Raw genomic sequence first — 25,956 nt, 5'->3', positions numbered from 1 at the left:
TCAGTTACTTAGCAGAAGAATCCGCTTCTTTTTCTTTTGATTTACCATAGAAATAATCAGATGGATTCACTGGTTTAAAGTCAGACAGCTTATGGAATCGAAGAAGATCCCTATAAAGCACTTTATCTGAAAGGCTTAACTGATTATCGACACGGGCTTTAATCGCCTCTGTCTTTTTATTTTGTTTCACAACTTTACCTGTTTTTGTATCGTAGACAGTGTTATCTACGAGTGTATATTTTGGTGTCACATAGTTTCCGTTACGGAATGCAACAGTTTGATCATGCTTCTTAGAGAATAGATCTGTTCCAAAATTCACATACTCATTTGAATCAATACCTTGTAAGTGAAGAAGCGTAGGCATCACGTCTACTTCACCACCATACGTATGGTTCACGCCGCCCTGTTTGCCAGGAATACGAATCATGAGTGGTACACGCTGGTTTTGTGCATTTTGATAAGGTGTAATTTCTTTCCCTTGAATTTCACTCATTGCACGGTTATGGTTTTCAGAAATACCGTTGTGATCACCATATAATAAAATAACAGAGTCTTTATACATACCTGATTTTTTCAAGTCTTTAAAGAATTGCTCTAATGACTCATCTAGATATCTTGCTGTTTGGAAGTAGTTATCTACTGTTTTGTCACCAGTTGTTGCCTTAGCAATCGTCGCATCTTTTTCATCTAAATTAAATGGATAGTGATTAGTCAGTGTCATTAAATGTGCATAAAATGGCTTTTTCATTGATTCTAGCATCGGGATTGATTCTTTGAAGAATGGTTTATCCTTCAGACCCATATTCACAAGATTTTCTTCATCCATGTTGTAATATGAAGCATCAAAGAATTGATCATATCCCATATGCTTATAAATCGTGTCACGGTTCCAGAAAGATTTATAGTCCCCGTGAAGCACTGCGCTCGTATAGCCTGCTTTTTGATCTAGGATGGCAGGGAGTGATTGGTAAGTATTTTCACCTTTTGTCACAAACGCTGCTCCCTCTGGCAAGCCGAACATACTATTATCCATCATTAGCTCAGCATCAGCTGTCTTTCCTTGACCTGTCTGATGGAAGAAGTTGTCGAAATACGTAAAATCCTCTTTACCATGAGCTAGTTTGTTTAAAAACGGCGTCACTTCTTCTCCATTTAGTTTGTAGTCAATTAAGAAAGACTGGAAGCTTTCTAAATGGATTTTAATGATGTTTTTCCCTTTTGCTTTACCAAAATACTCTGCGTTTGGCTTCGCATAGTGAGAAGCCGTATAGTTTACAACATCCGTTAAATCTTCACTGCTCGCATTTGCTACCTGTGTTGCATTTTGTGCTGATTGTACTCCGTCATAAATCGTATAATTATAAACACCTAAGTATTTGACAACATACTTGTGATCAAATGTTCTTGTTAATAATTCTGGACGGTCCTTTTCAGCTAAATGAAGGTTTACAAAAAACAGTCCTACACCTGCAGCCACAATCAGCAGTGCAAATGTCTTTTTCATTTGGAATTTCTTCACTTCTGGTCTCCAAATCACAATCGCAATCAAGATAATGATATCAAGGAAATACAAAAGGTCATGCGGCTTAATACTAGATAATACACCGCCAGTCATGCCTCCTCCAAGATTGCCTGCTTGCTTCATTGTGGAGAAAGTCAAAAAGTCATCAAAGAAACGGTAGTACGCTACATTCGCATATAAAAGTGCGGTCATAATAAAGTCAATAACAATTAAAACAATGGCAGATTTACGACCCTTCAAAAAGAGAGCCAGTCCCAAAAACACAATGGCTGAACTAAATGGATTTAATAAGAGAAGCCCCTCTTGAAAAGAACCTTTCACTCCTAAATTAAAGTCCATTTTGTAGGCAGCGTACGATTTCGCCCAAAATAAAAGGACAGCCAATACAAAAAAGCTATATTTGTTCGCAAATATTTTTTTCATAAAACCTCTTCTTTCTTAGTTATCGTTCTGATTTAAATGAAATCATAAAAAATTTACATTGATTTTGAAAATGTAAATCTTCTTCACCAAGCATTCCGATGCTCTGTTTCCGCCGGATATATGTGCTCCTTTAATATAACGTATGAGAAGCTTCAAAGGTTTCAAAAAAAATACGAGTAAATAAAAGGAAAAATATCCATGAAGGGTTTGTAAATCACTCAGTACTACTTTACTTTTTTCATCTATTCGTGTCAAAGTAATTATAAAGAAAAGGAAGAATCACCTAGGCCTTTCGACTCTTTCACCTAAATTTATACAAAATTTAATACATAATCCATTTGTTTTTTATTGTGACTCACCCTCCAGCAATCCATGTATTTTCTCTCCCTCTGTCAATCTAAAAAAGTTTTAAGCAAAAAAAAAGCTTGATTTCTCCTCCTGATGTGCGGTGTGATAAAGATATAGATTTTCAAAAAGCAGGCTGGAGGACATCACATGAAGAATAACAAACAAATAAGCGCATTTAAAGAAAGATTTTCAGAAGAAATAGATCACATCATTGCTGTCACAGGACCTTCAGGAGTAGGCGCAGGAAAAACCGGACAGGAATCTCTTTGGACACTTCTATTCCACTGATTGCATGGAAGGAAAAAGACCTCATCACAACCGAAAACATAAGGCTCCTGCTGGTTAACAGATGAAGAGGGCTTGCGGGAAAAGCAGGCACAATTACATAAAGAATCAATCGTGACACTTCAGGTCCGAAAAGGTGAAGGTGAGTTCATTCTTGTATCACTCATCGATACAGATACACAGGATCAAGAGCTTCAAGAGATACTAGAAGAAGCTCAAAAACCTGTCTTTTACCATGATGACATGCTGGGCACCTTTGAATTAGTGAGAGGAAGCGACGGACCACTTCTTTAATCAATACACAAATTATTCGTTCACAAAAATCGGTGGATATGGCGCATATATTCAATCCCCACCCCATCATCAACCAGGCGAATTCATGCTGCAAATCGCCTCAGAAGAAAAACCTCGGTTCATGATTGATGATAACGGCACGATGTATTTCTATTACGACAAAGACACAAAAGAATGGTTTATGCACTGGGATTGTTTTTAAAGGTTTATTGAATGAAACCTTGCCTCCTTCTAAGCGTAGGAAAAAATATGGAAGGAGGAAACCAACATGGGATTCATTTTCGAAATCTTTTCACTTGCTGTGTATATCCCTTTTCTACAGGTAGATGAAGAAGATATCTCTAGAAACGCAGCCCATCTCAAAAAATTCAGCTGGTTTCACACGTTATTAAATGATCCAGCTTTCAGGAATCTCATCATTTATCATCCAGATGTCAGACAAGTCATTGGTAGATGTAACACGGATAAACTCCATCACAAGCGATACAACTTAAAATGCGAACGTAAAGTGCTGAAAGCATTACGTCGTGCTATGTAAATGTACAAAAAGAGCCGCACTTTCCTGTGGCTCTTTTCATCGTTCTCTAAGAAAACATTTGACGCCTGGACAACTCTCCCCGTATATTATGTATAAATCCATCTTTTTCATAGAAAAGGGGGCTTTACATGCGCTTGTTTAAGTACTGGAGAAAAAAGCAGCCTAAACAGCAGGTCACTTCAGAAAAGCAAGAAGACAGCATCCCAATCAACTTCTCCACACTTCCCTTTGGCACAGACACCGTAGACGATTTTTTGTTCAACTTAGACCTAACCTCGAAGCTAACAGATCCCTATAAAGAAACAGATTCGAACAAATGAACCTAGACCTTCATGAATCCTCATCCAATCCTGGATGATTTTTTTATACTCAATGAAAGGTGTGGCCCATGAAAACATATTATATCGTCAGACATTGCCAAGCAAATGGACAATCCGAGGATGCGTCTTTAACGCCACAAGGCATCGCACAATCTCACGCACTAGCACAGTTCTTTTCCGGTATCCACCTCAATCAGATCATCTCAAGTCCTTATAAACGAGCGATCCAAACCACTGAGCCCCTTGCTCATGTGAAACAGCTCGAGGTACAAATTGATCAGCGTCTTTCTGAACGTGTGTTAAGCAGTAAACCAATGGACGATTGGTATGAGAAACTAAAGCTCAGTTTTTCGGACTTACATATGACCTGTGAAGGCGGAGAATCGAGCCAAGAAGCGATGAATCGTATTGTAGAGGCACTCTATGAACAAATAAAATTAGGAAAAGATCATACCTTATTCGCCACACATGGCAATATTATGAGCCTGCTTCTAAAACACGCCGATCCCACGATTGGATTCAAGGAGTGGGATCAGCTAAGCAATCCAGATGTCTATGTTCTGCAATATTTTAGACCAGATCATGTAGAAATAGAGCGAATATGGCATAAGTAAAAAAACGGCAGAATGAATTCTGCCGTTTCCTCATCTATTGATGATAATAAAATGCCTCTACCCACTCATAGGGCTTCTTACGCTCCGCACACCATTTCATAAAGCCTCTTGTCTCCGTCTGCTGAAATTCCTTCCAATCCGATAAAAGCTGGTTATAGTAGACCGAATGTTTTTCAACATTGGTACGAATCCTCTTATCTTCAATCAGTATCATGACATCTTCAATGCCCTGAATTCGCTCTTGATCTTTCTCATAGGTGCTTAAATAAAGATCTTCATGTATATGATGAAACGAATACCATAAGGCCGATAGATAGGTTTCACAAATTTGAACTATCACACGCTGCTCCTTGCTGCCTCCAAGCTCTAGTGCCTTCAATAAGTAAGGCAGCCCTTCTCCCTGATGCACAAACAAGCCTTGCCAGCGATACGGTCTCACATCCATTGGATCAACATTCTCCCACTCTTGCAAAACAGGCTGAATCACCTCATTTACCAATGGAAACACAAGCAAATGATGACCATCCTCAAACCGTTCAATCCACTCAAACAGCCAAGCAACAAATACACGCTTTGCTTCAACCTCGTTTTCCTTCATCTCCGCAATAAAGGACTGAAGAACTTTAAGCGCATCTTTACGCAGCCCCTGCTCTTTTCTCTCACAGTACTGTCTAAAAAGCGGATAATCTCGTGATTCCTCGTCTTCAATGATGGTCTGTAATATCGTCTTCGTATGCAAGATAACAACTCCGCCCCTCTAAATTCATTCTATTTATCTCCTATAGCCAATTGTAACGTCCACATGAAACAGTACAAAGATGAGAAGCTCTTATTTATTGAAACAAAACTAGATTCCTTAACGTTGATTCACCACATCTATATAACGCTTTTGAATCACTTCTTTGATTTTATCGTAGTTCTCCCAACGATCTTCAACATGATACGCTTTCAGCTGCTGAGAATGTCTCCTCGTAGTCATCTAAACACAAGCCATGTTCAAAATCGAAATAATCCTGGGCGAATTCATTTCCTTCAGCATTTAGCATATTCTATTGGTCCTTCTTATTTCGAGGGAGGCAGCTACACGATCTGCTTGATAAGAGTGGTATAACGCCTAACTGCTGTTGAAAAATTTTCTAATAAGTTTATATTTTCATCTAAATAACTCGTTTTAACCACAAAAAAACGTTTCACCATTGTGGTGAAACGTTAGGCTGACGGTAAAATACCGATCATAAAACTTTTAATAGATACCGGTGGCCGGGGTCGAACCGGCACTCCGTGAGGAACACGATTTTGAGTCGTGCGCGTCTGCCAATTCCGCCACACCGGCATGATCATTAAAGAGCGCAACTTATTATAAAAAAACAATGGTGCCGAGGGCCGGACTTGAACCGGCACGGTAGTCACCTACCGCAGGATTTTAAGTCCTGTGTGTCTGCCAATTCCACCACCCCGGCAGTCTTTTCAAAAAAGGCGACACCCGGATTTGAACCGGGGATAAAGGTTTTGCAGACCTCTGCCTTACCACTTGGCTATGCCGCCATTATTGGAGCGGAAGACGGGATTCGAACCCGCGACCCCCACCTTGGCAAGGTGGTGTTCTACCACTGAACTACTTCCGCAAATTAACTGGGCTAGCTGGATTCGAACCAACGCATGACGGAGTCAAAGTCCGTTGCCTTACCGCTTGGCTATAGCCCAATAATAAAATGGGGCGATTGATGGGAATCGAACCCACGAGTGCCAGAGCCACAATCTGGTGCGTTAACCACTTCGCCACAACCGCCATAGATGTTATGAATCATATTAAGAAAATTGGCAGGGGCAGTAGGAATCGAACCCACACCGGAGGTTTTGGAGACCTCTGTTCTACCTTTAAACTATGCCCCTATGAAAACAAAAATGGTGGAGGGGGGCGGATTCGAACCGCCGAACCCGGAGGGAGCGGATTTACAGTCCGCCGCGTTTAGCCACTTCGCTACCCCTCCACATTTGAAAAACAGTGCCGGCAAGAGGACTTGAACCCCCAACCTACTGATTACAAGTCAGTTGCTCTACCAATTGAGCTACACCGGCAAATAGTGGTGGCTCGGGACGGAATCGAACCGCCGACACACGGATTTTCAGTCCGTTGCTCTACCAACTGAGCTACCGAGCCAAGTATTCTTTTTAAAAATGGCGGTCCGGACGGGACTCGAACCCGCGACCTCCTGCGTGACAGGCAGGCATTCTAACCAACTGAACTACCGGACCATTTTGGTTGCACTCAATGAGCACTCCCCATTGGTATATAAAATAATTTGGTTGCGGGGGCAGGATTTGAACCTGCGACCTTCGGGTTATGAGCCCGACGAGCTACCGAACTGCTCCACCCCGCGACGATATAAAAGATATGGTGGAGGATGACGGGCTCGAACCGCCGACCCTCTGCTTGTAAGGCAGATGCTCTCCCAGCTGAGCTAATCCTCCGAATAAAAATACTGGTGTATATTCTATAAAATGGTGACCCGTACGGGATTCGAACCCGTGTTACCGCCGTGAAAGGGCGGTGTCTTAACCGCTTGACCAACGGGCCCTTTATTATGTAAATTGTGGCGGAGAGCAAGGGATTCGAACCCTTGAGACGGGGTTACCGCCTACACGATTTCCAATCGTGCTCCTTCGGCCACTCGGACAGCTCTCCAAATTGGCTCCGCAGGTAGGATTCGAACCTACGACCGATCGGTTAACAGCCGATAGCTCTACCACTGAGCTACTGCGGAATGAAGAAAGCCTGGCGATGTCCTACTCTCACAGGGGGAGACCCCCAACTACCATCGGCGCTGAAGAGCTTAACTTCCGTGTTCGGTATGGGAACGGGTGTGACCTCTTCGCCATCATCACCAGACAATTTAGTGACAAAAGATATTATACTATGTATTGAAAATAAATCAAGAGATATTTTAAAAATGTTCTCTCAAAACTAGATAACAATGTTCAAACTTCACATTAGAATATAGGTTAAGTCCTCGATCTATTAGTATCTGTCAGCTCCACGTGTCACCACGCTTCCACCTCAGACCTATCAACCTGATCATCTTTCAGGGATCTTACTTCCTTGCGGAATGGGAAATCTCATCTTGAGGGGGGCTTCATGCTTAGATGCTTTCAGCACTTATCCCGTCCGCACATAGCTACCCAGCGATGCCCTTGGCAGAACAACTGGTACACCAGCGGTGCGTCCATCCCGGTCCTCTCGTACTAAGGACAGCTCCTCTCAAATTTCCTGCGCCCGCGACGGATAGGGACCGAACTGTCTCACGACGTTCTGAACCCAGCTCGCGTACCGCTTTAATGGGCGAACAGCCCAACCCTTGGGACCGACTACAGCCCCAGGATGCGATGAGCCGACATCGAGGTGCCAAACCTCCCCGTCGATGTGGACTCTTGGGGGAGATAAGCCTGTTATCCCCGGGGTAGCTTTTATCCGTTGAGCGATGGCCCTTCCATGCGGAACCACCGGATCACTAAGCCCGACTTTCGTCCCTGCTCGACTTGTAGGTCTCGCAGTCAAGCTCCCTTGTGCCTTTACACTCTGCGAATGATTTCCAACCATTCTGAGGGAACCTTTGGGCGCCTCCGTTACATTTTAGGAGGCGACCGCCCCAGTCAAACTGCCCACCTGACACTGTCTCCCTGCCCGATAAGGGCAGCGGGTTAGAAGGTCAATACAGCCAGGGTAGTATCCCACCGATGCCTCCACCGAAGCTAGCGCTCCGGTTTCCAAGGCTCCTACCTATCCTGTACAAGCTGTACCAACATTCAATATCAGGCTGCAGTAAAGCTCCACGGGGTCTTTCCGTCCTGTCGCGGGTAACCTGCATCTTCACAGGTACTATAATTTCACCGAGTCTCTCGTTGAGACAGTGCCCAGATCGTTGCGCCTTTCGTGCGGGTCGGAACTTACCCGACAAGGAATTTCGCTACCTTAGGACCGTTATAGTTACGGCCGCCGTTTACTGGGGCTTCAATTCGCACCTTCGCTTACGCTAAGCGCTCCTCTTAACCTTCCAGCACCGGGCAGGCGTCAGCCCCTATACTTCGCCTTACGGCTTCGCAGAGACCTGTGTTTTTGCTAAACAGTCGCCTGGGCCTATTCACTGCGGCTTCTCGGGGCTTTAACACCCTAAGAAGCACCCCTTCTCCCGAAGTTACGGGGTCATTTTGCCGAGTTCCTTAACGAGAGTTCTCTCGATCACCTTAGGATTCTCTCCTCGCCTACCTGTGTCGGTTTGCGGTACGGGCACCTCTCACCTCGCTAGAGGCTTTTCTTGGCAGTGTGGAATCAGGAACTTCGCTACTAAATTTCGCTCGCCATCACAGCTCAGCCTTTACGGGAAACGGATTTGCCTATTTCCCAGCCTAACTGCTTGGACGCGGATATCCAATACCGCGCTTACCCTATCCTCCTGCGTCCCCCCATTGCTCAAATGGTGAGGAGGTGGTACAGGAATATCAACCTGTTGTCCATCGCCTACGCCTTTCGGCCTCGGCTTAGGTCCCGACTAACCCTGAGCGGACGAGCCTTCCTCAGGAAACCTTAGGCATTCGGTGGACGGGATTCTCACCCGTCTTTCGCTACTCATACCGGCATTCTCACTTCTAAGCGCTCCACCAGTCCTTCCGGTCTGACTTCACAGCACTTAGAACGCTCTCCTACCACTGTTCGTAAGAACAGTCCGCAGCTTCGGTGATACGTTTAGCCCCGGTACATTTTCGGCGCAGAGTCACTCGACCAGTGAGCTATTACGCACTCTTTAAATGGTGGCTGCTTCTAAGCCAACATCCTGGTTGTCTAAGCAACTCCACATCCTTTTCCACTTAACGTATACTTTGGGACCTTAGCTGGCGGTCTGGGCTGTTTCCCTTTCGACTACGGATCTTATCACTCGCAGTCTGACTCCCAAGGATAAGTCATCGGCATTCGGAGTTTGACTGAATTCGGTAACCCGGTAGGGGCCCCTAGTCCAATCAGTGCTCTACCTCCGAGACTCTTACCTTGAGGCTAGCCCTAAAGCTATTTCGGAGAGAACCAGCTATCTCCAGGTTCGATTGGCATTTCACCCCTACCCACACCTCATCCCCGCACTTTTCAACGTGCGTGGGTTCGGGCCTCCATTCAGTGTTACCTGAACTTCACCCTGGACATGGGTAGATCACCTGGTTTCGGGTCTACGACCACGTACTCATGCGCCCTATTCAGACTCGCTTTCGCTGCGGCTCCGCATCTTCTGCTTAACCTTGCACGGGATCGTAACTCGCCGGTTCATTCTACAAAAGGCACGCCATCACCCATTAACGGGCTCTGACTACTTGTAGGCACACGGTTTCAGGATCTATTTCACTCCCCTTCCGGGGTGCTTTTCACCTTTCCCTCACGGTACTGGTTCACTATCGGTCACTAGGGAGTATTTAGCCTTGGGAGATGGTCCTCCCGGATTCCGACGGAATTTCACGTGTTCCGCCGTACTCAGGATCCACTCTGGAGAGAACAACATTTCAGTTACAGGGCTGTTACCTTCTTTGGCGGGCCTTTCCAGACCTCTTCGCTTATATCGTTCCTTTGTAACTCCGTATAGAGTGTCCTACAACCCCAAGAGGCAAGCCTCTTGGTTTGGGCTGTTCCCGTTTCGCTCGCCGCTACTCAGGGAATCGCATTTGCTTTCTCTTCCTCCGGGTACTTAGATGTTTCAGTTCCCCGGGTATGCCTTCTCATACTCTATGTATTCAAGTATGGATACTACTCCATTACGAGCAGTGGGTTTCCCCATTCGGAAATCTCCGGATCAAAGCTTGCTTACAGCTCCCCGAAGCATATCGGTGTTCGTCCCGTCCTTCATCGGCTCCTAGTGCCAAGGCATCCACCGTGCGCCCTTTCTAACTTAACCATTTCTTACTTTAGAAAGAATCACTATGTGTGATGAACTTTGCATTGCATTCAATGTGAATGTATTACTTATTGTTATCTAGTTTTCAAAGAACAATCCTGTCTCGCTAGAGACATGTTTTGAAGGAATGATCCTTCAAAACTAAACAAGACGAAAACGTACGCTGCTCCATATATCCTTAGAAAGGAGGTGATCCAGCCGCACCTTCCGATACGGCTACCTTGTTACGACTTCACCCCAATCATCTGCCCCACCTTCGGCGGCTGGCTCCATAAAGGTTACCTCACCGACTTCGGGTGTTGCAAACTCTCGTGGTGTGACGGGCGGTGTGTACAAGGCCCGGGAACGTATTCACCGCGGCATGCTGATCCGCGATTACTAGCGATTCCAGCTTCACGCAGTCGAGTTGCAGACTGCGATCCGAACTGAGAACAGATTTATGGGATTGGCTAAACCTTGCGGTCTCGCAGCCCTTTGTTCTGTCCATTGTAGCACGTGTGTAGCCCAGGTCATAAGGGGCATGATGATTTGACGTCATCCCCACCTTCCTCCGGTTTGTCACCGGCAGTCACCTTAGAGTGCCCAACTAAATGCTGGCAACTAAGATCAAGGGTTGCGCTCGTTGCGGGACTTAACCCAACATCTCACGACACGAGCTGACGACAACCATGCACCACCTGTCACTCTGTCCCCGAAGGGAAAGCCCTATCTCTAGGGTTGTCAGAGGATGTCAAGACCTGGTAAGGTTCTTCGCGTTGCTTCGAATTAAACCACATGCTCCACCGCTTGTGCGGGCCCCCGTCAATTCCTTTGAGTTTCAGTCTTGCGACCGTACTCCCCAGGCGGAGTGCTTAATGCGTTAGCTGCAGCACTAAGGGGCGGAAACCCCCTAACACTTAGCACTCATCGTTTACGGCGTGGACTACCAGGGTATCTAATCCTGTTCGCTCCCCACGCTTTCGCTCCTCAGCGTCAGTTACAGACCAGAGAGTCGCCTTCGCCACTGGTGTTCCTCCACATCTCTACGCATTTCACCGCTACACGTGGAATTCCACTCTCCTCTTCTGCACTCAAGTTTCCCAGTTTCCAATGACCCTCCCCGGTTGAGCCGGGGGCTTTCACATCAGACTTAAGAAACCGCCTGCGAGCCCTTTACGCCCAATAATTCCGGACAACGCTTGCCACCTACGTATTACCGCGGCTGCTGGCACGTAGTTAGCCGTGGCTTTCTGGTTAGGTACCGTCAAGGTGCGAGCAGTTACTCTCGCACTTGTTCTTCCCTAACAACAGAGCTTTACGATCCGAAAACCTTCATCACTCACGCGGCGTTGCTCCGTCAGACTTTCGTCCATTGCGGAAGATTCCCTACTGCTGCCTCCCGTAGGAGTCTGGGCCGTGTCTCAGTCCCAGTGTGGCCGATCACCCTCTCAGGTCGGCTACGCATCGTCGCCTTGGTGAGCCATTACCCCACCAACTAGCTAATGCGCCGCGGGTCCATCTGTAAGTGACAGCCGAAACCGTCTTTCATCCTTGAACCATGCGGTTCAAGGAACTATCCGGTATTAGCTCCGGTTTCCCGGAGTTATCCCAGTCTTACAGGCAGGTTACCCACGTGTTACTCACCCGTCCGCCGCTAACATCCGGGAGCAAGCTCCCTTCTGTCCGCTCGACTTGCATGTATTAGGCACGCCGCCAGCGTTCGTCCTGAGCCAGGATCAAACTCTCCGAGGTATGCAGGATGCATATCACACATGCGTTGCTACACGATGTAGCGAACTTAGCATGTGATCATTTCCTGCCTCGCCAGTTTGACTGACTACCTATGATGTATCATAGGATTTTTTTATAAAAACTCGAATTAACAGGTACGTTTTGTCTTGTTTAGTTTTCAAAGATCATCTTCATTGTCGCTCAGAGGCGACTTTCTCAATATAACATTTCGGCGCTGTGTGCGTCAAGTGTTTTTTAGAATTTCTTTTTGTCAGCTTTTCTTTCAAAGCAACTTGGTTGCTCGTTAGCGACGTATAATAATATACCATCATAACATTCATGCGTCAATATCTTTTTTTACAAAATATCCTCGATGATAGATTTTTTGCCCCTTTGTCTCAATCGGCTCCACTTGAACAATTCCTTTTTCCACAAAGAAATCAATCATGACGCTAAGGTCAGGCGTGAAATACTTGAGGTCAGGATGCGCGAGAAGCTCGCCAAAAAGCCATATATCTTGCTGTTCCATGACATGACGCAAATGAGCGGCACCAATTTCTGCTTTTGAATGGATCAAAAAATCATTTGCTAAAAATAAAAGTTCCAAACGCTTATGCAGACTTTCGTGGCTTTCAATGAGTTCTGAATAAAGTTTATATACTTCCGGTTCCATATGACGCACCTGATTCCAAACCGTCACTTCTGGGTGGAAGCCTTTATCGATCACTTCAATACGTGCCAAATGATGCAGAGCATGCACAATTGAATTATATGCATCAAGGAATTGATTTGACTCAAAAAATGCTTTTCCTTCTATATATCTGCGAATGAGCTTGCCGTATTCTAAACCGATTTTAAGTTTGCGGTTTGAAAACGGGAATGTACTCAGTTCATCAATCAAGTTGAAAATATATTCATTTCGATCAAATAGGACTTTCCCATTCAAAATCCAATCAATGATTCGGCGGTTAGTGCCGAGGGTAATCCATTCCTTCAGCTGATCATCTGTGACAACATTTAAAGAAGCTGTTTGGTGATCGGATTCATAGTGCTTGATAAATAACGGCTCTTCCGCTTCTTTTACAATGACTAGAAGTGCTGCATCAAAGTTATCCGTCTCAGAAGATACTTTGTGTCTTCTTTCTACTATAATCACAGCTAATGTGTCTGGATGGCTTGCTCTCTCTTGATAAATAGGACGGAGAAGATTTTCCATAGTGATTCCTCCAATACTCGGGTGTAAAGTTCTTCTCTAATGCTATGTATTTCTCCTCATAGAATCAAAATTCCTTCAATACAAGAAAAAAGATCATTGAATCATTATAAGCAATTTATTCACAAAACTCTATAACTAATTCAAACGGAAAGGTAAAATGTGCTATATTGGAGACAAGGGGGACTAGGGATGGCGAAATACTCCAGTAAAATTAATAAAATCAGAACATTTGCACTTAGTTTGGTTTTTGTTGGCTTTCTGATCATGTATATCGGTGTGTTCTTCAAGGAATCGATTTGGCTGTCGACTTTCTTTATGCTGCTCGGCGTCTTATCGATCGGATTGAGTACAGTGGTTTACTTTTGGATTGGTATGCTTTCTACAAAGGCAGTGCGTGTTGTTTGTCCAGGCTGTGAAAAGGAAACAAAAGTGCTTGGGCGGGTGGATATGTGCATGCATTGCAGAGAGCCGCTTACACTCGATCCAGCATTAGAAGGCAAAGAGTTTGATGAATCCTACAATCGAAAAAAGTCATAAAAAAAGCTGACCATTTAACCGGTCAGCTTTTTCATTAATGATTTTCTTTTTTCGCACATTCTTGACAAGTTCCATAGATCTCCAAGCGATGATGACTGACTTTAAAGCCCGTCACATGGGATGCAAGCTGTTCAACTTCATCAAGGCCAGGATAATGAAAGTCCACTATTTTTCCGCAGTTTTCACAAATCGCATGGTAATGGTCAGATGTCGCAAAATCAAATCGGCTTGAGGAATCACCGTACGTTAATTCCTTTACTAATCCAGATTCCCGGAAGACTCGTAAATTGTTGTAAACCGTTGCGACACTCATGTTTGGAAATTTTCCTTCAAGTGCTTTATATATATCGTCCGCGGTTGGGTGAGTCATAGAATTTACGAGAAACTCCAAGATGGCATGGCGCTGCGGAGTAATTCGAACACCGGTTTCTTTTAAAGCATCTAAAGCGTCTTTTAGTTCGTGAGCAGCCATTTCATCATGCACCTCTCTTCAAAAATATTCTTATATTGTAATCTTTATAAATAGTGTACCCCCAGAGCCGAATCTTTGTCAATTACAATCCTCTTTTTTACCTATTCTTCTTCACAAAAAAGACCGGCATGTCTGCCGGTCTCATCCTGTGATGATATTAAGCGTGAGCTTTCAGTTCCTCAAGCGCTTCTTCTACGTGGTCTTTCACCTTGACTTTTCGCCATTCTTTCACAAGCGTTCCTTCTTTATTAATAAGAAACGTTGAACGTTCAATGCCCATGTATTCTTTGCCAAAGTTCTTTTTCAGCTTCCATACCCCAAAGGCTTCAGACAATTTCTATTCATCGTCTACAAGAAGCAGGAACGGTAAATCATGTTTTTCTTTAAACTTTTGGTGCTTGTCCTGACTGTCTGGGCTTACGCCGATAATGACAGCATCTAATTCTGCAAAGCTTTGATGGCGGTCGCGGAAATCACATGCTTCTGTTGTGCAGCCTGGTGTCATATCTTTTGGATAGAAATAAAGGACAATATGTTTTCCTTTAAAGTCAGAAAGCTTTACTTTCTCCCCGTTGTCACCGGTTAATTCGATTTCAGGTACTTGCTGGCCTATTTCGATTGTCATGACACAATCCCTCCAACCTATTTTTTAATTAGCCTATCCAATTTTGAGAGGATATTCAACTAAGTACGCTTGCATTGGCATGTTAAAATAATGATAGACGACGTGATACGTTGAGATAGGAGGCTATTTATGAAATTCACAGAATCAGAAAAATTACATCAAGAGGCGCTGGAGCATATCGTTGGAGGTGTCAACAGTCCGTCTCGTTCATATAAGGCAGTAGGCGGCGGTTCACCCGTGGCTATGGAAAGAGGAGAAGGCGCTTATTTTTGGGATGTTGATGGAAACCGCTATATCGATTATCTAGCAGCATACGGTCCAATTATTACAGGACATGCTCACCCGCATATTACAAAAGCTATTACAAAAGCGGCTGAAACAGGTGTCCTTTACGGAACGCCAACGAAGCATGAAGTCACTTTTGCTAAAATGCTGAAGGAAGCCATGCCTGCTTTGGACAAAGTTCGTTTTGTCAATTCAGGAACAGAAGCGGTGATGACAACGATTCGTGTCGCGCGCGCATATACAGGCAGAACAAAGATCATTAAGTTTGCCGGATGCTATCACGGCCACTCTGATCTTGTGCTTGTGGCAGCTGGCTCTGGTCCTTCCACTTTAGGAACCCCTGATTCAGCAGGCGTACCAAAGAGCATCGCCAATGAAGTCATTACCGTTCCATTTAATGATATTGACAGCTACAAAGAAGCATTGGATCGATGGGGCGATGAAGTAGCAGCTGTCCTTGTCGAGCCAATTGTCGGGAACTTCGGCATCGTGGAGCCTAAGGACGGCTTCTTGCAGCAGGTCAATGACCTCACTCATGAAAAGGGCGCACTTGTGATCTATGATGAAGTGATTACAGCTTTCCGCTTTATGTACGGAGGAGCACAGGACTTGCTTCAAGTAAAACCTGACCTCACTGCATTAGGAAAAATCATTGGCGGCGGACTTCCGATCGGTGCTTACGGCGGTAAAAAAGAAATTATGGAGCAAGTCGCTCCTCTTGGACCAGCCTATCAAGCTGGCACGATGGCAGGAAATCCTGCATCCATTCTTTCTGGTATTGCATGCTTGGAAGTGTTAAAACAAGATGGTGTTTACGAGCGCCTTGATCAGCTTGGCGCTATGCTAGAAGAAGGCATTTTAGCCCATGCAAAAAAACATCAAGTAGATATTACGGTGAACCGCTTAAAAGGGGCTCTCACGATTTATTTCACAAAAGAAACCATTGTAAACTATGAACAGGCGGAAAATACGGATGGCGAAATGTTCGCCCGCTTCTTCAAATTAATGCTTTCTCAAGGGATTAACCTCGCTCCTTCTAAATATGAAGCTTGGTTCTTAACGATCGCACATACTGAAAAAGATATTTCTGAGACGCTGCAAGCAGTAGATCATGCGTTTGAACAGTTAAAACAATCATAATAGGGTCAAAAACAGGCGTAAAAAAATGCGCCTGTTTTTTTATTTATCAGCTCTTGTTTGTCAAAAGCGTGCAAATCTGTTACATTTCTTCTCAATACCTTCTTTTGATGTTTTCATGAACTTTCAAAAATCACTTGAATATTTCGGAAGACCGCTGTATATTACTTAGTTGTTCATCAAAATATTTATAATAAATGACGAGTGATCATCTATTATCAAAAAGAAAGGAATGCAGGGACAAAACCAATGAAACTTGGAGCCCGTATTTTAAAAACTGGTATTGCCATTGTACTCGCGCTTTACCTGGCAACATGGCTTGGGTTGCCAACGCCCGTCTTCGCGGGAATTGCAGCTGTATTTGCTATCCAGCCATCTATTTATCGATCTTTTTTAACGATTGTTGATCAAGTGCAAGCCAATATTATTGGAGCAGCACTTGCCATTACGTTCGGTCTGCTTTTTGGCACTGGGCCAGTCATTATCGGTTTAACCGCCGTCATGGTCATCGCCATTAATTTAAAGCTGAAGATTGAACACACGATTCCAATTGCACTTGTAACCGTCATTGCGATTTTAGAAAGTGCTGGGGATCATTTCCTTTCCTTTGCCTTAATTCGAACAGCTACTGTGGTGTTAGGAGTTCTTTCTTCATTTTTAGTGAATTTAATCTTCCTGCCGCCAAAGTATGAAACAAAGCTTGTTCATCACATTATGGAAAATACGGAGGAGATTTTAAAATGGATCCGTCTGAGCTCCAGACAGTCTACTGATCATTCCACTTTAAAGGATGACATCGATCAAATAAAAGAACGCATGATCAAATTAGATCACATTTACTTATTATACAAAGAGGAACGAAGCTATTTAAAGAAAACAACCTATGTAAAATCAAGAAAGCTCGTTTTGTTCAGACAGGCAATTATGACATCGAATCGTGCTCTGTACTTGCTGAAAAAGCTTCATAAATTAGAAAATGAGATTCATTTGATGCCAGAGCATTTCCGGGAAAGCTTAACGGATGAGATTGATTATTTACTGTATTGGCATGAGCGGACCTTGATGAAGTTTGTCGGAAAAATGAAGCCGCAGGACGATGAATTTAAAAACGAATGCTCTCTTCGCCTTGAAACGTTAACGAAATCATTTATCCAGCATCAGCAAAACCAAGAAAACGACTTGCTCGATTACAATATGCTGAATGTCATGTCCAGCATCATCGAATACCGTGATGAACTAGAGCATTTAGATACATTGATTACAAGCTTCCAGACGTATCATCCAAATGACAGTGAAATTGAGACAGATGAAAAAGAAGCATAAATAGAAAAGACCGATTTCGATAATCGGTCTCAGATTGTTGACAAAGGGCTAAAATGATCTTTATTTTAGCCCTTTGTCTTCTTTTCAGCGTGATAGAAAACCTTTGCAGTCTAGGAAGGACGAGTACCGGAGTGGAGCGAATTGAACATTCGTGAGCACCGGCACGCAGGACTGACACCGAATGCGAGGGTTTGTCTGCGCGCTGAGACCGATTCCTAGAATCGGTCTTATTTTATTTTCTTCATTTTAGGATCCAGTGTGTCTCTTAATCCATCTCCCATCAGGTTAAAGCCCAAAACTGTCAGCATGATCGCTACACCTGGGAAAATTAATGTCCAGGGGGCTTGAACGAGATAAGGTCTCGCATCGGCGAGCATTTTCCCCCACTCTGGGCTTGGTGCCTGTGCACCCAATCCTAAAAAGCCTAAAGCCGCTGCCTCGATAATCGCCGTTCCGATCGCAAGCGTCGCCTGTACGATGACTGGCACCATACTATTTGGCAGAATGTGACGCAGCACGATGCGGCGGTGTGACATCCCAACCGCCTTTGCTGCCAGCACGTATTCTTCTTGTTTAATACTCAGCACTTTTGAACGAACGAGCCGTCCAAAGGTTGGGACATTAATAATTGCAATGGCAATAAGGGCATTTTGTAAGGAGGGGCCTAAGATGGAGACGATCGCAATCGCTAGTAGAATACTAGGAAAAGCGAGTAAAATATCAAACAATCTCGAGATCACAGCATCTAGCACTCTTCCGCCATAGCCTGCTATCAATCCAAGCAGTGTGCCTAAAATGACAGACCCGAGAACCGAGAAGAAACCAACCCATAAGGAAATCCGCGCTCCATGCACAACTCTTGAAAATATATCTCTGCCGAAATCATCCGTACCAAACCAGTGCGCAGCTGAAGGGGCGCTAAATCGCTCACCAAGAGATTGTTCATTGATGCTATAAGGAGCAATGAGTGGTGCGAATATCGCTAGGATAAGAAATAAAAAGACAATCACACTGCCAATGACCGCCAGCTTGTGCTGAAAGAACTGCTTCATCGATTCAAGAATCAATGATTGAGAGCGTTCTTCTTTTGATTGAGGTGGTTCAAGCTCTTTTTGTGCTTCCATGTTGTCACTCTCCTTCCCTAATATTTAATCCTAGGATCAATGACTGCATACAAGATGTCCACGATGAAATTGATCAGGACAAATATCAGCGCAACGACGAGTATGCCAGTTTGAATGACTGGATAATCACGATAACTGATGGCGTCATATATATATCGGCCAATTCCCGGCCAAGCAAAAATGGTCTCTGTTAAAATGGCTCCGCCAAGTAAGAGGCCTGTTTGAAGACCAATAATCGTCAAGATCGGAATAAGCGCATTTTTCAGGCCATGCTGATAAATGATGAAAAATGAACGTACCCCTTTTGCTTTTGCGGTTCGAATAAAGTCTGAATGAAGTACTTCTAGCATACTTGCCCTTGTAATCCTTGCAATAATCGCAGCAGGGATTGTCGCAAGAGCTGTACTTGGTAATACCAAATGCTTGATGCTGTCAGTGAATTGATCAAACCGGCCTTGCAAAAGCGTGTCCAGCGTATGAATATACGTGATCGACTCCACTGGATTCCTTACGTTTTCTCGGCCCGTCGTCGGCAAAATACCTAATTCGATCGAGAACAGCCACTGCCCCATTAAGCCTAACCAGAAAATCGGCATAGACACTCCAATGAGTGCAATAAACATTGCGACATAATCAAAGATGGAATGCTTAAACCAAGCACTAATGATTCCGGCATTCACTCCCACAACAATCGCCAGCACCATGGCAAAAAAGGTCAATTCTAACGTCGCAAATAAGTAAGGCTTCATTTCCTGGGCAATAGCCGCTCCTGTTCGTATCGAAGTCCCTAAGTCCCCTTTTAAAAGACCCAGCATGTAATGTCCGTATTGAACATACCAAGGCTGGTTTAAACCGAGCTGGATGGTTAATTGTTCTACTGCCTCTTTCGTTGCCCGCTGTCCTAAGATGACCTGTGCTGGATTCCCTGGAATAAACCGAATAATTGAAAACACGACCAATGTCATTCCAATCAGTACTGGGATGAGCATTCCTGCCCGCTTCATACAATAAGCAAACAAACAGCTTTCACCGCCTTTTTCTTTGTCTTCTTTTCAGCGTGATAGAAAACCTTTGCAGTCTAGGAAGGACGAGTACTGGCGCGAAGCGAATTTGACATTCGTGAGCACCGGAACGCAGGACTGACACCGAATGCGAGGGTTTGTCTACACGCTGTAAGGGAGATACAAGATCTCCCTTATTTGCTTATTCGAAATACACGTCATCTAAAGCTTCAGAACCAGTTGGATGCGGTTGATAGCCTTTTAAATCATTAGATGCTGCAAGCATTGGGATCGAATGCACCAATGGAATCCAAGGTGCTTCATCATGAATGATTTCTTGCGCTTTTTTATACAGCTCATTTCGTTTCTTTTGATCTGTATTTGTTTGCGCTTCAATGAGGATGTCGTGCATTTTATCGTTTTCGAAGAATGTATAGTTGTTGCCGCCAATGCTGTCTTTGTCCAAAAGTGTGTAGATGAAATTATCAGGATCGCCATTGTCCCCTGTCCAGCCTAATAAGAACACATCTGCTTCCCCTTTACTTGCCTTATCTAAATAGGTCGCCCAGTCATATGTCACAATTTCTGCTTTGACGCCGACCTTTTCAAAGTTTGATTGAATGACTTCTGCTACCTTCATCCCATCTGGCATATATGGACGCGGTACAGGCATCGCCCAAAGCTTGATGCGAAAGCCGTCAGGAAAACCCGCTTCTTTCAAAAGTTCCTTCGCTTTTTCTGGATCATACGGATATGGATCAATGTCGTCATTGTAGCCTTCTAAAGCTGGGGGAAGAGGGTTTTTTGCTGGCTCGGCAAGTCCGCCATAAAATGACTCAATGATGGATTCTTTATCGACCGCGTAATTGAGCGCCTGACGAACGAGCTTGTTATCAAGCGGCTTTCTTGTGACAGTGAGTCCGATATAGCCTACGTTCATTGATGGTCTTTCAATGAGCTGGAGTGCTTTATCAGTTTTAATGCCATCTAAATCTGACGGATTCACGCCATCCATCAAATCGATCTCACCTGTTTTCAGGGCATTTAAACGAGCCGAGTTTTCTGGAATAGAGCGGAAGATGATTTGGTTCAGTTTTGGTTTATCCTTCTGCCAGTAATCTTCGTTCTTTTCTAACACAATACGGTCGTTTTGCTTCCACTCTTTAAACTTGAATGGTCCTGTTCCCACTGGATTCTCACGAAAAGAATCACCGCTTTTTTCAACAGCCGCAGGACTTGCGATGCCAAACGGTGACATAGCAATGTTTTTAAGGAATGTCGCCTGCGGGCGCTTTAGCTGAAATTCAACTTCATGCTCTCCTTTGACGATGATGTCTTTAATCACATGTCCTTTATCTTTTTTATAGCCGCCAAACATGCCATAGTAAGGAAATTTTTCTGCATCACCATTCATCCAGCGGTCAAAGTTGAATTTCACTGCTTCTGCGTTAAAGTCTGTGCCATCGTGAAATTTCACACCTTCTCTTAAGTAGAATGTGTATGATTTTCCGTCCTTTGCAACATCCCAGTCTGTTGCGAGACCAGGATGGATGGTCGTGTCTTTCTCACCATAATTCAGTAGCTTTTCAAACATATTCTCTGTGACCTTGAAGGTTTCGCCTTCTGTCGTTGTGATCGGATCTAGTGAAGTGGAGTCTCCTCCTCTGCCAAATACGAGGGTGTCTTTTGTTGCTTTTTCTTCTGATGACGGTGCGGACGAGCATCCCCCCAAAAACAGTGCAAGTGCCAGCACAAAAATGAAACTACTGAATAACCATGTCTTCTTCATTGTGTTCCTCCTTTTGATATAAGTAACACGCCGCTGCGTGCCCCGGTTCCTCCTCATACAAAGCAGGGACTGCTTTTAGGCATTTCTCCCACCTTTTTGGACACCTTTTGTAGAAAGGACAGCCGCCTTCTATCGTCATTGTGGACTCTTCTGCTGACACATCTTGCGTTTCCAGCACGTGGTCCATATGTGGAATGGATTTCAGAAGCAGTGACGTATAAGGATGAAGCGGGCTGTGAAACACGTCTTCGGCAGGCCCCATCTCGACAATTCGGCCAGCATACATGACTGCGATTCGGTCGCTCATATACCTGACAACACCAAGATCGTGAGAAATAAACAGATACGTCAGAGAAAGCGTCTTTTGCAATTCAAGCATCAAATTCAAAATTTGTGCTTGAACGGATACATCTAAAGCCGAAACGGGTTCATCGGCAATGACAAGACTTGGATGGGTAATGAGTGCTCTAGCAATACCAATACGCTGCCTTTGTCCGCCGCTGAATTGGTGCGCATAACGTTCCCCGTAGGAAGGATCAAATCCGACAATGTGCAGCATCTCTTTGACCCGCTTTCGTCTATCTGCTTTCGTCCCATGTTTATGAACAATGAGCGGTTCCTCTAAAATATCTTTGATTTTCATTCGTGGATTTAATGAAGCGTATGGATCTTGAAAAATCATTTGAATGTCTTTTCTTAAAGAACGCATCTCTCTTTCTTTCAAAAGGGTGACCTCTTGCCCTTTCAGTTGAATAGAGCCTGACGTCGGTTCAGTCAATCTCATTAAGCTTTTGCCAAGTGTTGATTTCCCGCAGCCTGATTCACCGACAATGCCTAGCGTTTCCCCCTCCTTCACGTGAAAGGACACTTGATTTAAAGCCAGAGTCGAATGTTTGTGTTTAGAAAAAAAAGCGGCTGTGTCATACCGTTTTGTCAGCTGATTCACTTGCAAGAGTGGGCGACTCAGTGTCTTCTCCTCCTTCCATTAGAAAGCATGCCACGCGGTGGTCCTGTTCAATGGATTGTAAAACTGGATCTTCTTCAAGACATTGCGCCATTTGATAAGGACAGCGCGCGGCAAATTGACAGCCGGATCGAATGGTTCCCGGCTTAGGTACATGACCTGTAATAGAGATGAGCTTTTCTTTTTTCTCTTTAAACGATGGAACTGAGGCGAAAAGACCTTTTGTGTAGGGATGCAGAGGTTTTTGAAAAATACGGTCAACGGTTCCTTCTTCTACAATTCGACCGGCATACATAATCATGACTCGCTGGCATATTTGCCGCACGACGCCTAGATCATGGGTTATAAATAAAATAGCGGTGTCCATCTCTTCGTTTAGCTTTTTGAGCAGGCGAAGGATTTGCGCTTGGATGGTCACATCAAGTGCAGTTGTCGGTTCATCTGCGATCATGAGCTTTGGATGGCAAAGCATCGCCATCGCAATCATGACACGCTGGCGCATGCCGCCTGATAATTCATGCGGGTATTTTTTAAGTAACGATTCGGCTTGCTTCAATCCGACTGTCTGAAGCAGATCAACCGCCTTTGCTTTTGCTTCTTTTTGACCGATTGCTTGATGTGTGAAAAGGGCTTCCGTCATTTGTTTGCCGATGGTCATTAATGGGTTCAGAGAGGTCATTGGCTCTTGAAAAATCATCGAAATGTCATTCCCTCTTATCTCTCGCCACTGTTTTTCTGAAAGCGACAGCAGGTTTTGCCCTTCGAATTGAACCTCACCCGTTGTGTCTGTTTGCTGGTTCAGGCCCATTAATGACATAGATGTGATACTTTTCCCGCAGCCAGATTCGCCAACAATTCCTAAGGTTTCTCCTTTTTGAATCGAGAACGATATGTGATGGACGATGGGTACTTTTTGCTTTTTTTGCTGAAACGCAATGGACAGCTGTTTGACATCTAGCAGCACGTCTTGTTCTTTCACATATTCACCACCCCGTCATACTTTTTAAAATTGTATTGAGACAAGCTGGGAAATATGTCATGTTTTTGACAAGCATAAAAAAGCCTATCCGCTAGAATCGGATAGGCTTCTACTAATTTAATGTTTGAATGGTAAATAGATGGCGATAGTAGCTGTCTCGGTTCATTAATTCTTCGTGTGTTCCTTTTTCCACAATTTCGCCTTGTTCCATAACGACAATGAGGTCAGCATGTGTAATCGTTGATAAGCGGTGCGCGACAATAAAGGTTGTACGCTCCTTCGCTAGCTTTTGCATCGCTTCTTGAATGTAATGTTCACTTTCTAAATCAAGTGCAGACGTCGCTTCATCTAAAATCAAAAGCGGTGGATTTTTAAGAAAGACCCTTGCAATTGAAATACGCTGTTTTTGACCGCCTGACAGCTTCACGCCCCGTTCTCCTACCTTCGTGTCATATCCTTCAGGAAGAGACATAATAAAATCATGGGCATTTGCCGCTTTTGCAGCCGAAACGATTTTTTCAAAAGATGCTTCTGGGTCTCCCACCGCAATATTTTCTTTAATCGTGTCACTGAATAAGAATGTATCCTGCAGCACCATTCCGACTTGATTTCGAAGGCTTCTTGCTTTGTACTCTTTGATATCGATGCCGTCAATTTCAAGTGACCCGTTTGTGACATCATAAAACCTTGGAATTAAGCTGACGAGTGTCGACTTCCCTCCACCGCTCATTCCTACAAGCGCAACCGTTTGTCCTTTTTCTACTTTCAAGGAGATATTGTGCAGAATCTCTTCCTGTGTGTGTTCATAACGAAACGACACATTTTTAAATTCGACCTCACCTTTTAAATGATCAGCTTCTTTTGCATTCGGCCGATCTGTTACCTCATATGGCTCATCAATAAATTCAAAAATACGATCCATTGACGCCACTGACTGGGTTAAAGTCGTGGATGAGTTAATGAGACGGCGAATCGGGTTGTACATCCGGTCAATATAGCCGACAAAGGCAATCATGGTCCCGATCGAAAGTGATCCATTAATTACGGTGTAGCCAGCAAATGCAATGATTAATAGCGGTGCAATGTCAGTGATGGTATTGACGACGGCAAATGTTTTGGCGTTCCAATTCGTGTGGTTGATCGCTTTGTTTAAGAAATTTTTGTTTTCATCATGAAAATGTTCTTGTTCATATTCTTCAATGGCAAAGCTCCGAATGACTGGCATACCTTGTACCCGCTCATGCAGATGCCCTTGCACTTCAGCCAGCGCCTGCGACCGCTCTTTTGTCAGCTTGCGAAGCCTGCCGTAAAAATACTTCACTGCAAACGCATATAGCGGAAAAATAATGACAGACACGATGGTGAGCTTGATGTCCAGTGTACACATAATGGCGATCACGATCAGCACGGTCATCAAATCAAGCCAAATGTTCATAAGACCTGTGATGACAAACTCCTTTGTCTGCTCCACATCGTTGATGACCCTTGAAATAATTTCCCCAGTTCTCGTGTTGGCATAATAACGAAGACTGAGCTTTTGAATATGCGAAAACAGCTTTTCCCGAATATCAAATAATACCTTACTGCCTGTCCACTGCGCATAGTATTGTCTATAGTATTCAACAGGCGGCCTCATCACTAAAAATAAGACGAGCATGATTCCCATAATGATCAATAGAGATGATGTCTTTTCTTCAGCCGACCCCGAGCCTTGAATGACATCATCAATGACATACTTTAAAAGCAGAGGCAATGTTAAGGGAATCGAGAACTTGATCATCCCGATGACCATTGTCAATGCAATCTGTTTTTTATACGGTGTAACAAAAGCCATGTAGCGTTTAATGACCCCCATGTAAATCTCCTTCCCAATCTATCAGTGCCTCTTATCCGTACGCAGTCAAAAACCTGTTAGCCTAAAAAGCCAAACAGGTTTTTGCTGCTCTTGCTTATTTTGTATAATGTAAAAAACGTTCATACCACATATCCACAAATTCAGGAGCAAACGGACCTTTCCGCTGGTGAATCCAATGCAATAATGTATTCAGATGCTCTCTTAAGATACTATCGATTTCCTTTGGATAATTCATCTGCCTCTTATGATCTGCATATTCATCCTCATCCAAAATATTGTACGTCATGTCTGGAAAGACTTTGACATCTAAATCGTAATCAATATACTTAATTGCTTCTTCATCTGTCGCAAAAGGAGAGCTGATGTTGCAGTAATAATATACCCCATCATCTCTAAGCATCCCAATCACATTAAACCATTGTTTTGCATGGAAATAGCAAATAGCCGGTTCTCTCGTCATCCAAGTACGGCCGTCGGATTCAGTCACCATTGTACGGTCGTTTGCACCAATGATACACAATTCCGTTGCTTTCAGAATGGTGGTTTCATTCCAAATCCTGTGGATCAAGCCATTGTGTTTATAGCTTTGAATTTGGATGGTTTCTCCTTCCTTGGGATAGCCCATATTTTCTCCCCTACTTTCTATAACAAACAAACCTAACAGT

At 44.0% G+C, this 25,956-nt stretch carries 20 protein-coding genes, 16 tRNA genes, 3 rRNA genes and 2 pseudogenes; 8 read left to right on the top strand and 33 right to left on the bottom strand.

The window, feature by feature from the left end:
- Positions 1–4: 4 nt before the first annotated feature.
- Positions 5–1,945, bottom strand: coding sequence for an LTA synthase family protein (locus MKZ03_RS04295; RefSeq protein ID WP_106041376.1), 1,941 nt, complete (start codon positions 1,943–1,945; stop codon positions 5–7).
- A gap of 495 nt (positions 1,946–2,440) precedes the next feature.
- On the opposite strand from MKZ03_RS04295, the pseudogene MKZ03_RS18975 reads away from it, so the two are divergent.
- The 5 genes and pseudogenes from MKZ03_RS18975 to MKZ03_RS04265 all read left to right on the top strand — a co-directional run bounded on the left by MKZ03_RS18975 (position 2,441) and on the right by MKZ03_RS04265 (position 4,344).
- Positions 2,441–2,872, top strand: a pseudogene (locus MKZ03_RS18975) (DUF7021 domain-containing protein).
- A gap of 28 nt (positions 2,873–2,900) precedes the next feature.
- Positions 2,901–3,074, top strand: coding sequence for a hypothetical protein (locus MKZ03_RS04280; protein WP_341032606.1), 174 nt, complete (start codon positions 2,901–2,903; stop codon positions 3,072–3,074).
- A 66-nt stretch (positions 3,075–3,140) separates the two neighbouring features.
- Entirely contained in the window at positions 3,141–3,410 is a 270-nt protein-coding gene (locus MKZ03_RS04275) for a hypothetical protein (protein ID WP_307499343.1), read from the top strand.
- Between the two features lie 128 nt (positions 3,411–3,538).
- Entirely contained in the window at positions 3,539–3,730 is a 192-nt protein-coding gene (locus tag MKZ03_RS04270; RefSeq protein ID WP_106041368.1) for a hypothetical protein, read from the top strand.
- Between the two features lie 68 nt (positions 3,731–3,798).
- The gene (locus MKZ03_RS04265; RefSeq protein ID WP_307499342.1) at positions 3,799–4,344 is read left to right on the top strand and encodes a histidine phosphatase family protein; all 546 of its coding nucleotides are present in this window, start codon (positions 3,799–3,801) and stop codon (positions 4,342–4,344) included.
- 34 nt (positions 4,345–4,378) lie between these two features.
- Here MKZ03_RS04265 and MKZ03_RS04260 read toward each other — a convergent pair whose 3' ends face one another.
- From MKZ03_RS04260 to MKZ03_RS04155, 23 genes are all read right to left on the bottom strand, one after another.
- Positions 4,379–5,083 carry a hypothetical protein gene (locus MKZ03_RS04260; protein ID WP_307499341.1) on the bottom strand — a complete coding sequence of 235 codons (705 nt, stop codon included), beginning with the start codon at positions 5,081–5,083 and terminating at the stop codon, positions 4,379–4,381.
- A 117-nt stretch (positions 5,084–5,200) separates the two neighbouring features.
- Positions 5,201–5,323, bottom strand: coding sequence for a hypothetical protein (locus MKZ03_RS04255; RefSeq protein ID WP_307499340.1), 123 nt, complete (start codon positions 5,321–5,323; stop codon positions 5,201–5,203).
- The gene (locus tag MKZ03_RS18970; protein WP_442323806.1) at positions 5,277–5,390 is read right to left on the bottom strand and encodes a DUF7832 domain-containing protein; all 114 of its coding nucleotides are present in this window, start codon (positions 5,388–5,390) and stop codon (positions 5,277–5,279) included. Before MKZ03_RS18970 ends, MKZ03_RS04255 begins: the two co-directional genes overlap by 47 nt.
- Before the next feature lie 205 nt (positions 5,391–5,595).
- A tRNA-Leu gene (locus MKZ03_RS04250) sits at positions 5,596–5,677 on the bottom strand.
- 38 nt (positions 5,678–5,715) lie between these two features.
- Positions 5,716–5,804: transfer RNA gene (locus MKZ03_RS04245), tRNA-Leu, on the bottom strand.
- A 14-nt stretch (positions 5,805–5,818) separates the two neighbouring features.
- A tRNA-Cys gene (locus tag MKZ03_RS04240) sits at positions 5,819–5,889 on the bottom strand.
- 5 nt (positions 5,890–5,894) lie between these two features.
- Positions 5,895–5,969 (bottom strand) — tRNA-Gly (locus MKZ03_RS04235).
- A 7-nt stretch (positions 5,970–5,976) separates the two neighbouring features.
- Positions 5,977–6,048, bottom strand: a tRNA-Gln gene (locus MKZ03_RS04230).
- A gap of 9 nt (positions 6,049–6,057) precedes the next feature.
- Positions 6,058–6,133 (bottom strand) — tRNA-His (locus tag MKZ03_RS04225).
- A 30-nt stretch (positions 6,134–6,163) separates the two neighbouring features.
- Positions 6,164–6,237, bottom strand: a tRNA-Trp gene (locus MKZ03_RS04220).
- Positions 6,238–6,250: 13 nt separating this feature from the next.
- A tRNA-Tyr gene (locus tag MKZ03_RS04215) sits at positions 6,251–6,335 on the bottom strand.
- A gap of 15 nt (positions 6,336–6,350) precedes the next feature.
- Positions 6,351–6,423 (bottom strand) — tRNA-Thr (locus tag MKZ03_RS04210).
- A gap of 6 nt (positions 6,424–6,429) precedes the next feature.
- Positions 6,430–6,505: transfer RNA gene (locus MKZ03_RS04205), tRNA-Phe, on the bottom strand.
- Between the two features lie 18 nt (positions 6,506–6,523).
- A tRNA-Asp gene (locus tag MKZ03_RS04200) sits at positions 6,524–6,600 on the bottom strand.
- A 48-nt stretch (positions 6,601–6,648) separates the two neighbouring features.
- Positions 6,649–6,725: transfer RNA gene (locus MKZ03_RS04195), tRNA-Met, on the bottom strand.
- Between the two features lie 15 nt (positions 6,726–6,740).
- Positions 6,741–6,816: transfer RNA gene (locus MKZ03_RS04190), tRNA-Val, on the bottom strand.
- A 31-nt stretch (positions 6,817–6,847) separates the two neighbouring features.
- Positions 6,848–6,922, bottom strand: a tRNA-Glu gene (locus tag MKZ03_RS04185).
- 17 nt (positions 6,923–6,939) lie between these two features.
- Positions 6,940–7,030 (bottom strand) — tRNA-Ser (locus MKZ03_RS04180).
- A gap of 4 nt (positions 7,031–7,034) precedes the next feature.
- Positions 7,035–7,109 (bottom strand) — tRNA-Asn (locus tag MKZ03_RS04175).
- A gap of 9 nt (positions 7,110–7,118) precedes the next feature.
- Positions 7,119–7,234 (bottom strand): 5S ribosomal RNA (gene rrf, locus MKZ03_RS04170).
- Positions 7,235–7,343: 109 nt separating this feature from the next.
- Positions 7,344–10,274 (bottom strand): 23S ribosomal RNA (locus MKZ03_RS04165).
- A gap of 182 nt (positions 10,275–10,456) precedes the next feature.
- A 16S ribosomal RNA gene (locus tag MKZ03_RS04160) occupies positions 10,457–12,005 on the bottom strand.
- Together the 16S, 23S and 5S rRNA genes with 16 tRNA genes alongside form the textbook arrangement of a ribosomal RNA operon.
- A gap of 316 nt (positions 12,006–12,321) precedes the next feature.
- Positions 12,322–13,200: a nucleotidyltransferase-like protein gene (locus tag MKZ03_RS04155; RefSeq protein WP_034664951.1), complete on the bottom strand. Its 879-nt coding sequence runs from the start codon at positions 13,198–13,200 to the stop codon at positions 12,322–12,324.
- A 189-nt stretch (positions 13,201–13,389) separates the two neighbouring features.
- Between MKZ03_RS04155 and MKZ03_RS04150 the strand changes: the two genes are divergently transcribed.
- On the top strand, positions 13,390–13,737 hold the full coding sequence (locus MKZ03_RS04150) for a YgzB family protein (RefSeq protein WP_003217804.1): 348 nt from the start codon (positions 13,390–13,392) through the stop codon (positions 13,735–13,737).
- Between the two features lie 34 nt (positions 13,738–13,771).
- Here the strand turns inward: MKZ03_RS04150 and perR are convergent, their stop codons facing one another.
- Both perR and bcp read right to left on the bottom strand, forming a co-directional pair.
- Positions 13,772–14,209 carry a peroxide-responsive transcriptional repressor PerR gene (gene perR, locus MKZ03_RS04145; protein WP_012009347.1) on the bottom strand — a complete coding sequence of 146 codons (438 nt, stop codon included), beginning with the start codon at positions 14,207–14,209 and terminating at the stop codon, positions 13,772–13,774.
- A 157-nt stretch (positions 14,210–14,366) separates the two neighbouring features.
- Positions 14,367–14,834 (bottom strand): annotated as a pseudogene (gene bcp, locus MKZ03_RS04140) (thioredoxin-dependent thiol peroxidase).
- Positions 14,835–14,963: 129 nt separating this feature from the next.
- Between bcp and MKZ03_RS04135 the strand changes: the two are divergent.
- A complete protein-coding gene (locus MKZ03_RS04135) occupies positions 14,964–16,259 on the top strand; it encodes a glutamate-1-semialdehyde 2,1-aminomutase (protein WP_034664957.1) in 1,296 nt (431 codons plus the stop codon).
- Between the two features lie 246 nt (positions 16,260–16,505).
- Positions 16,506–17,579, top strand: a complete 1,074-nt coding sequence (locus MKZ03_RS04130; RefSeq protein ID WP_341031046.1) for an FUSC family protein — start codon at positions 16,506–16,508, stop codon at positions 17,577–17,579.
- Between the two features lie 227 nt (positions 17,580–17,806).
- Here the strand turns inward: MKZ03_RS04130 and MKZ03_RS04125 are convergent, their stop codons facing one another.
- The 7 genes from MKZ03_RS04125 to ntdP form a co-directional block, all read right to left on the bottom strand.
- Positions 17,807–18,703 (bottom strand): ABC transporter permease, encoded by an 897-nt coding sequence (locus tag MKZ03_RS04125; protein WP_307499336.1) that lies wholly within the window; start codon positions 18,701–18,703, stop codon positions 17,807–17,809.
- Positions 18,704–18,720: 17 nt separating this feature from the next.
- On the bottom strand, positions 18,721–19,722 hold the full coding sequence (locus tag MKZ03_RS04120) for an ABC transporter permease (protein WP_034664965.1): 1,002 nt from the start codon (positions 19,720–19,722) through the stop codon (positions 18,721–18,723).
- Between the two features lie 184 nt (positions 19,723–19,906).
- Positions 19,907–21,493: an ABC transporter substrate-binding protein gene (locus MKZ03_RS04115; protein ID WP_307499333.1), complete on the bottom strand. Its 1,587-nt coding sequence runs from the start codon at positions 21,491–21,493 to the stop codon at positions 19,907–19,909.
- Positions 21,468–22,445 (bottom strand): ABC transporter ATP-binding protein, encoded by a 978-nt coding sequence (locus MKZ03_RS04110; RefSeq protein WP_334750858.1) that lies wholly within the window; start codon positions 22,443–22,445, stop codon positions 21,468–21,470. Before MKZ03_RS04110 ends, MKZ03_RS04115 begins: the two co-directional genes overlap by 26 nt.
- Positions 22,414–23,436 (bottom strand): ABC transporter ATP-binding protein, encoded by a 1,023-nt coding sequence (locus MKZ03_RS04105; RefSeq protein WP_106031309.1) that lies wholly within the window; start codon positions 23,434–23,436, stop codon positions 22,414–22,416. The genes MKZ03_RS04110 and MKZ03_RS04105 overlap by 32 nt, the downstream gene beginning before the upstream one ends.
- 112 nt (positions 23,437–23,548) lie before the next feature.
- Positions 23,549–25,291, bottom strand: a complete 1,743-nt coding sequence (locus tag MKZ03_RS04100) for an ABC transporter ATP-binding protein (RefSeq protein WP_341031041.1) — start codon at positions 25,289–25,291, stop codon at positions 23,549–23,551.
- 94 nt (positions 25,292–25,385) lie between these two features.
- Positions 25,386–25,916, bottom strand: a complete 531-nt coding sequence (gene ntdP, locus MKZ03_RS04095) for a nucleoside tri-diphosphate phosphatase (RefSeq protein WP_012009337.1) — start codon at positions 25,914–25,916, stop codon at positions 25,386–25,388.
- Between the last annotated feature and the right edge of the window lie 40 nt (positions 25,917–25,956).

Source organism: Bacillus sp. FSL R5-0431 (assembly GCF_038002985.1).
Taxonomy (GTDB): Bacteria; Bacillota; Bacilli; order Bacillales; family Bacillaceae; genus Bacillus.
Note: the sequence above shows the minus strand (reverse complement) of the source record. Positions and strands in the feature narration are given on the sequence as shown.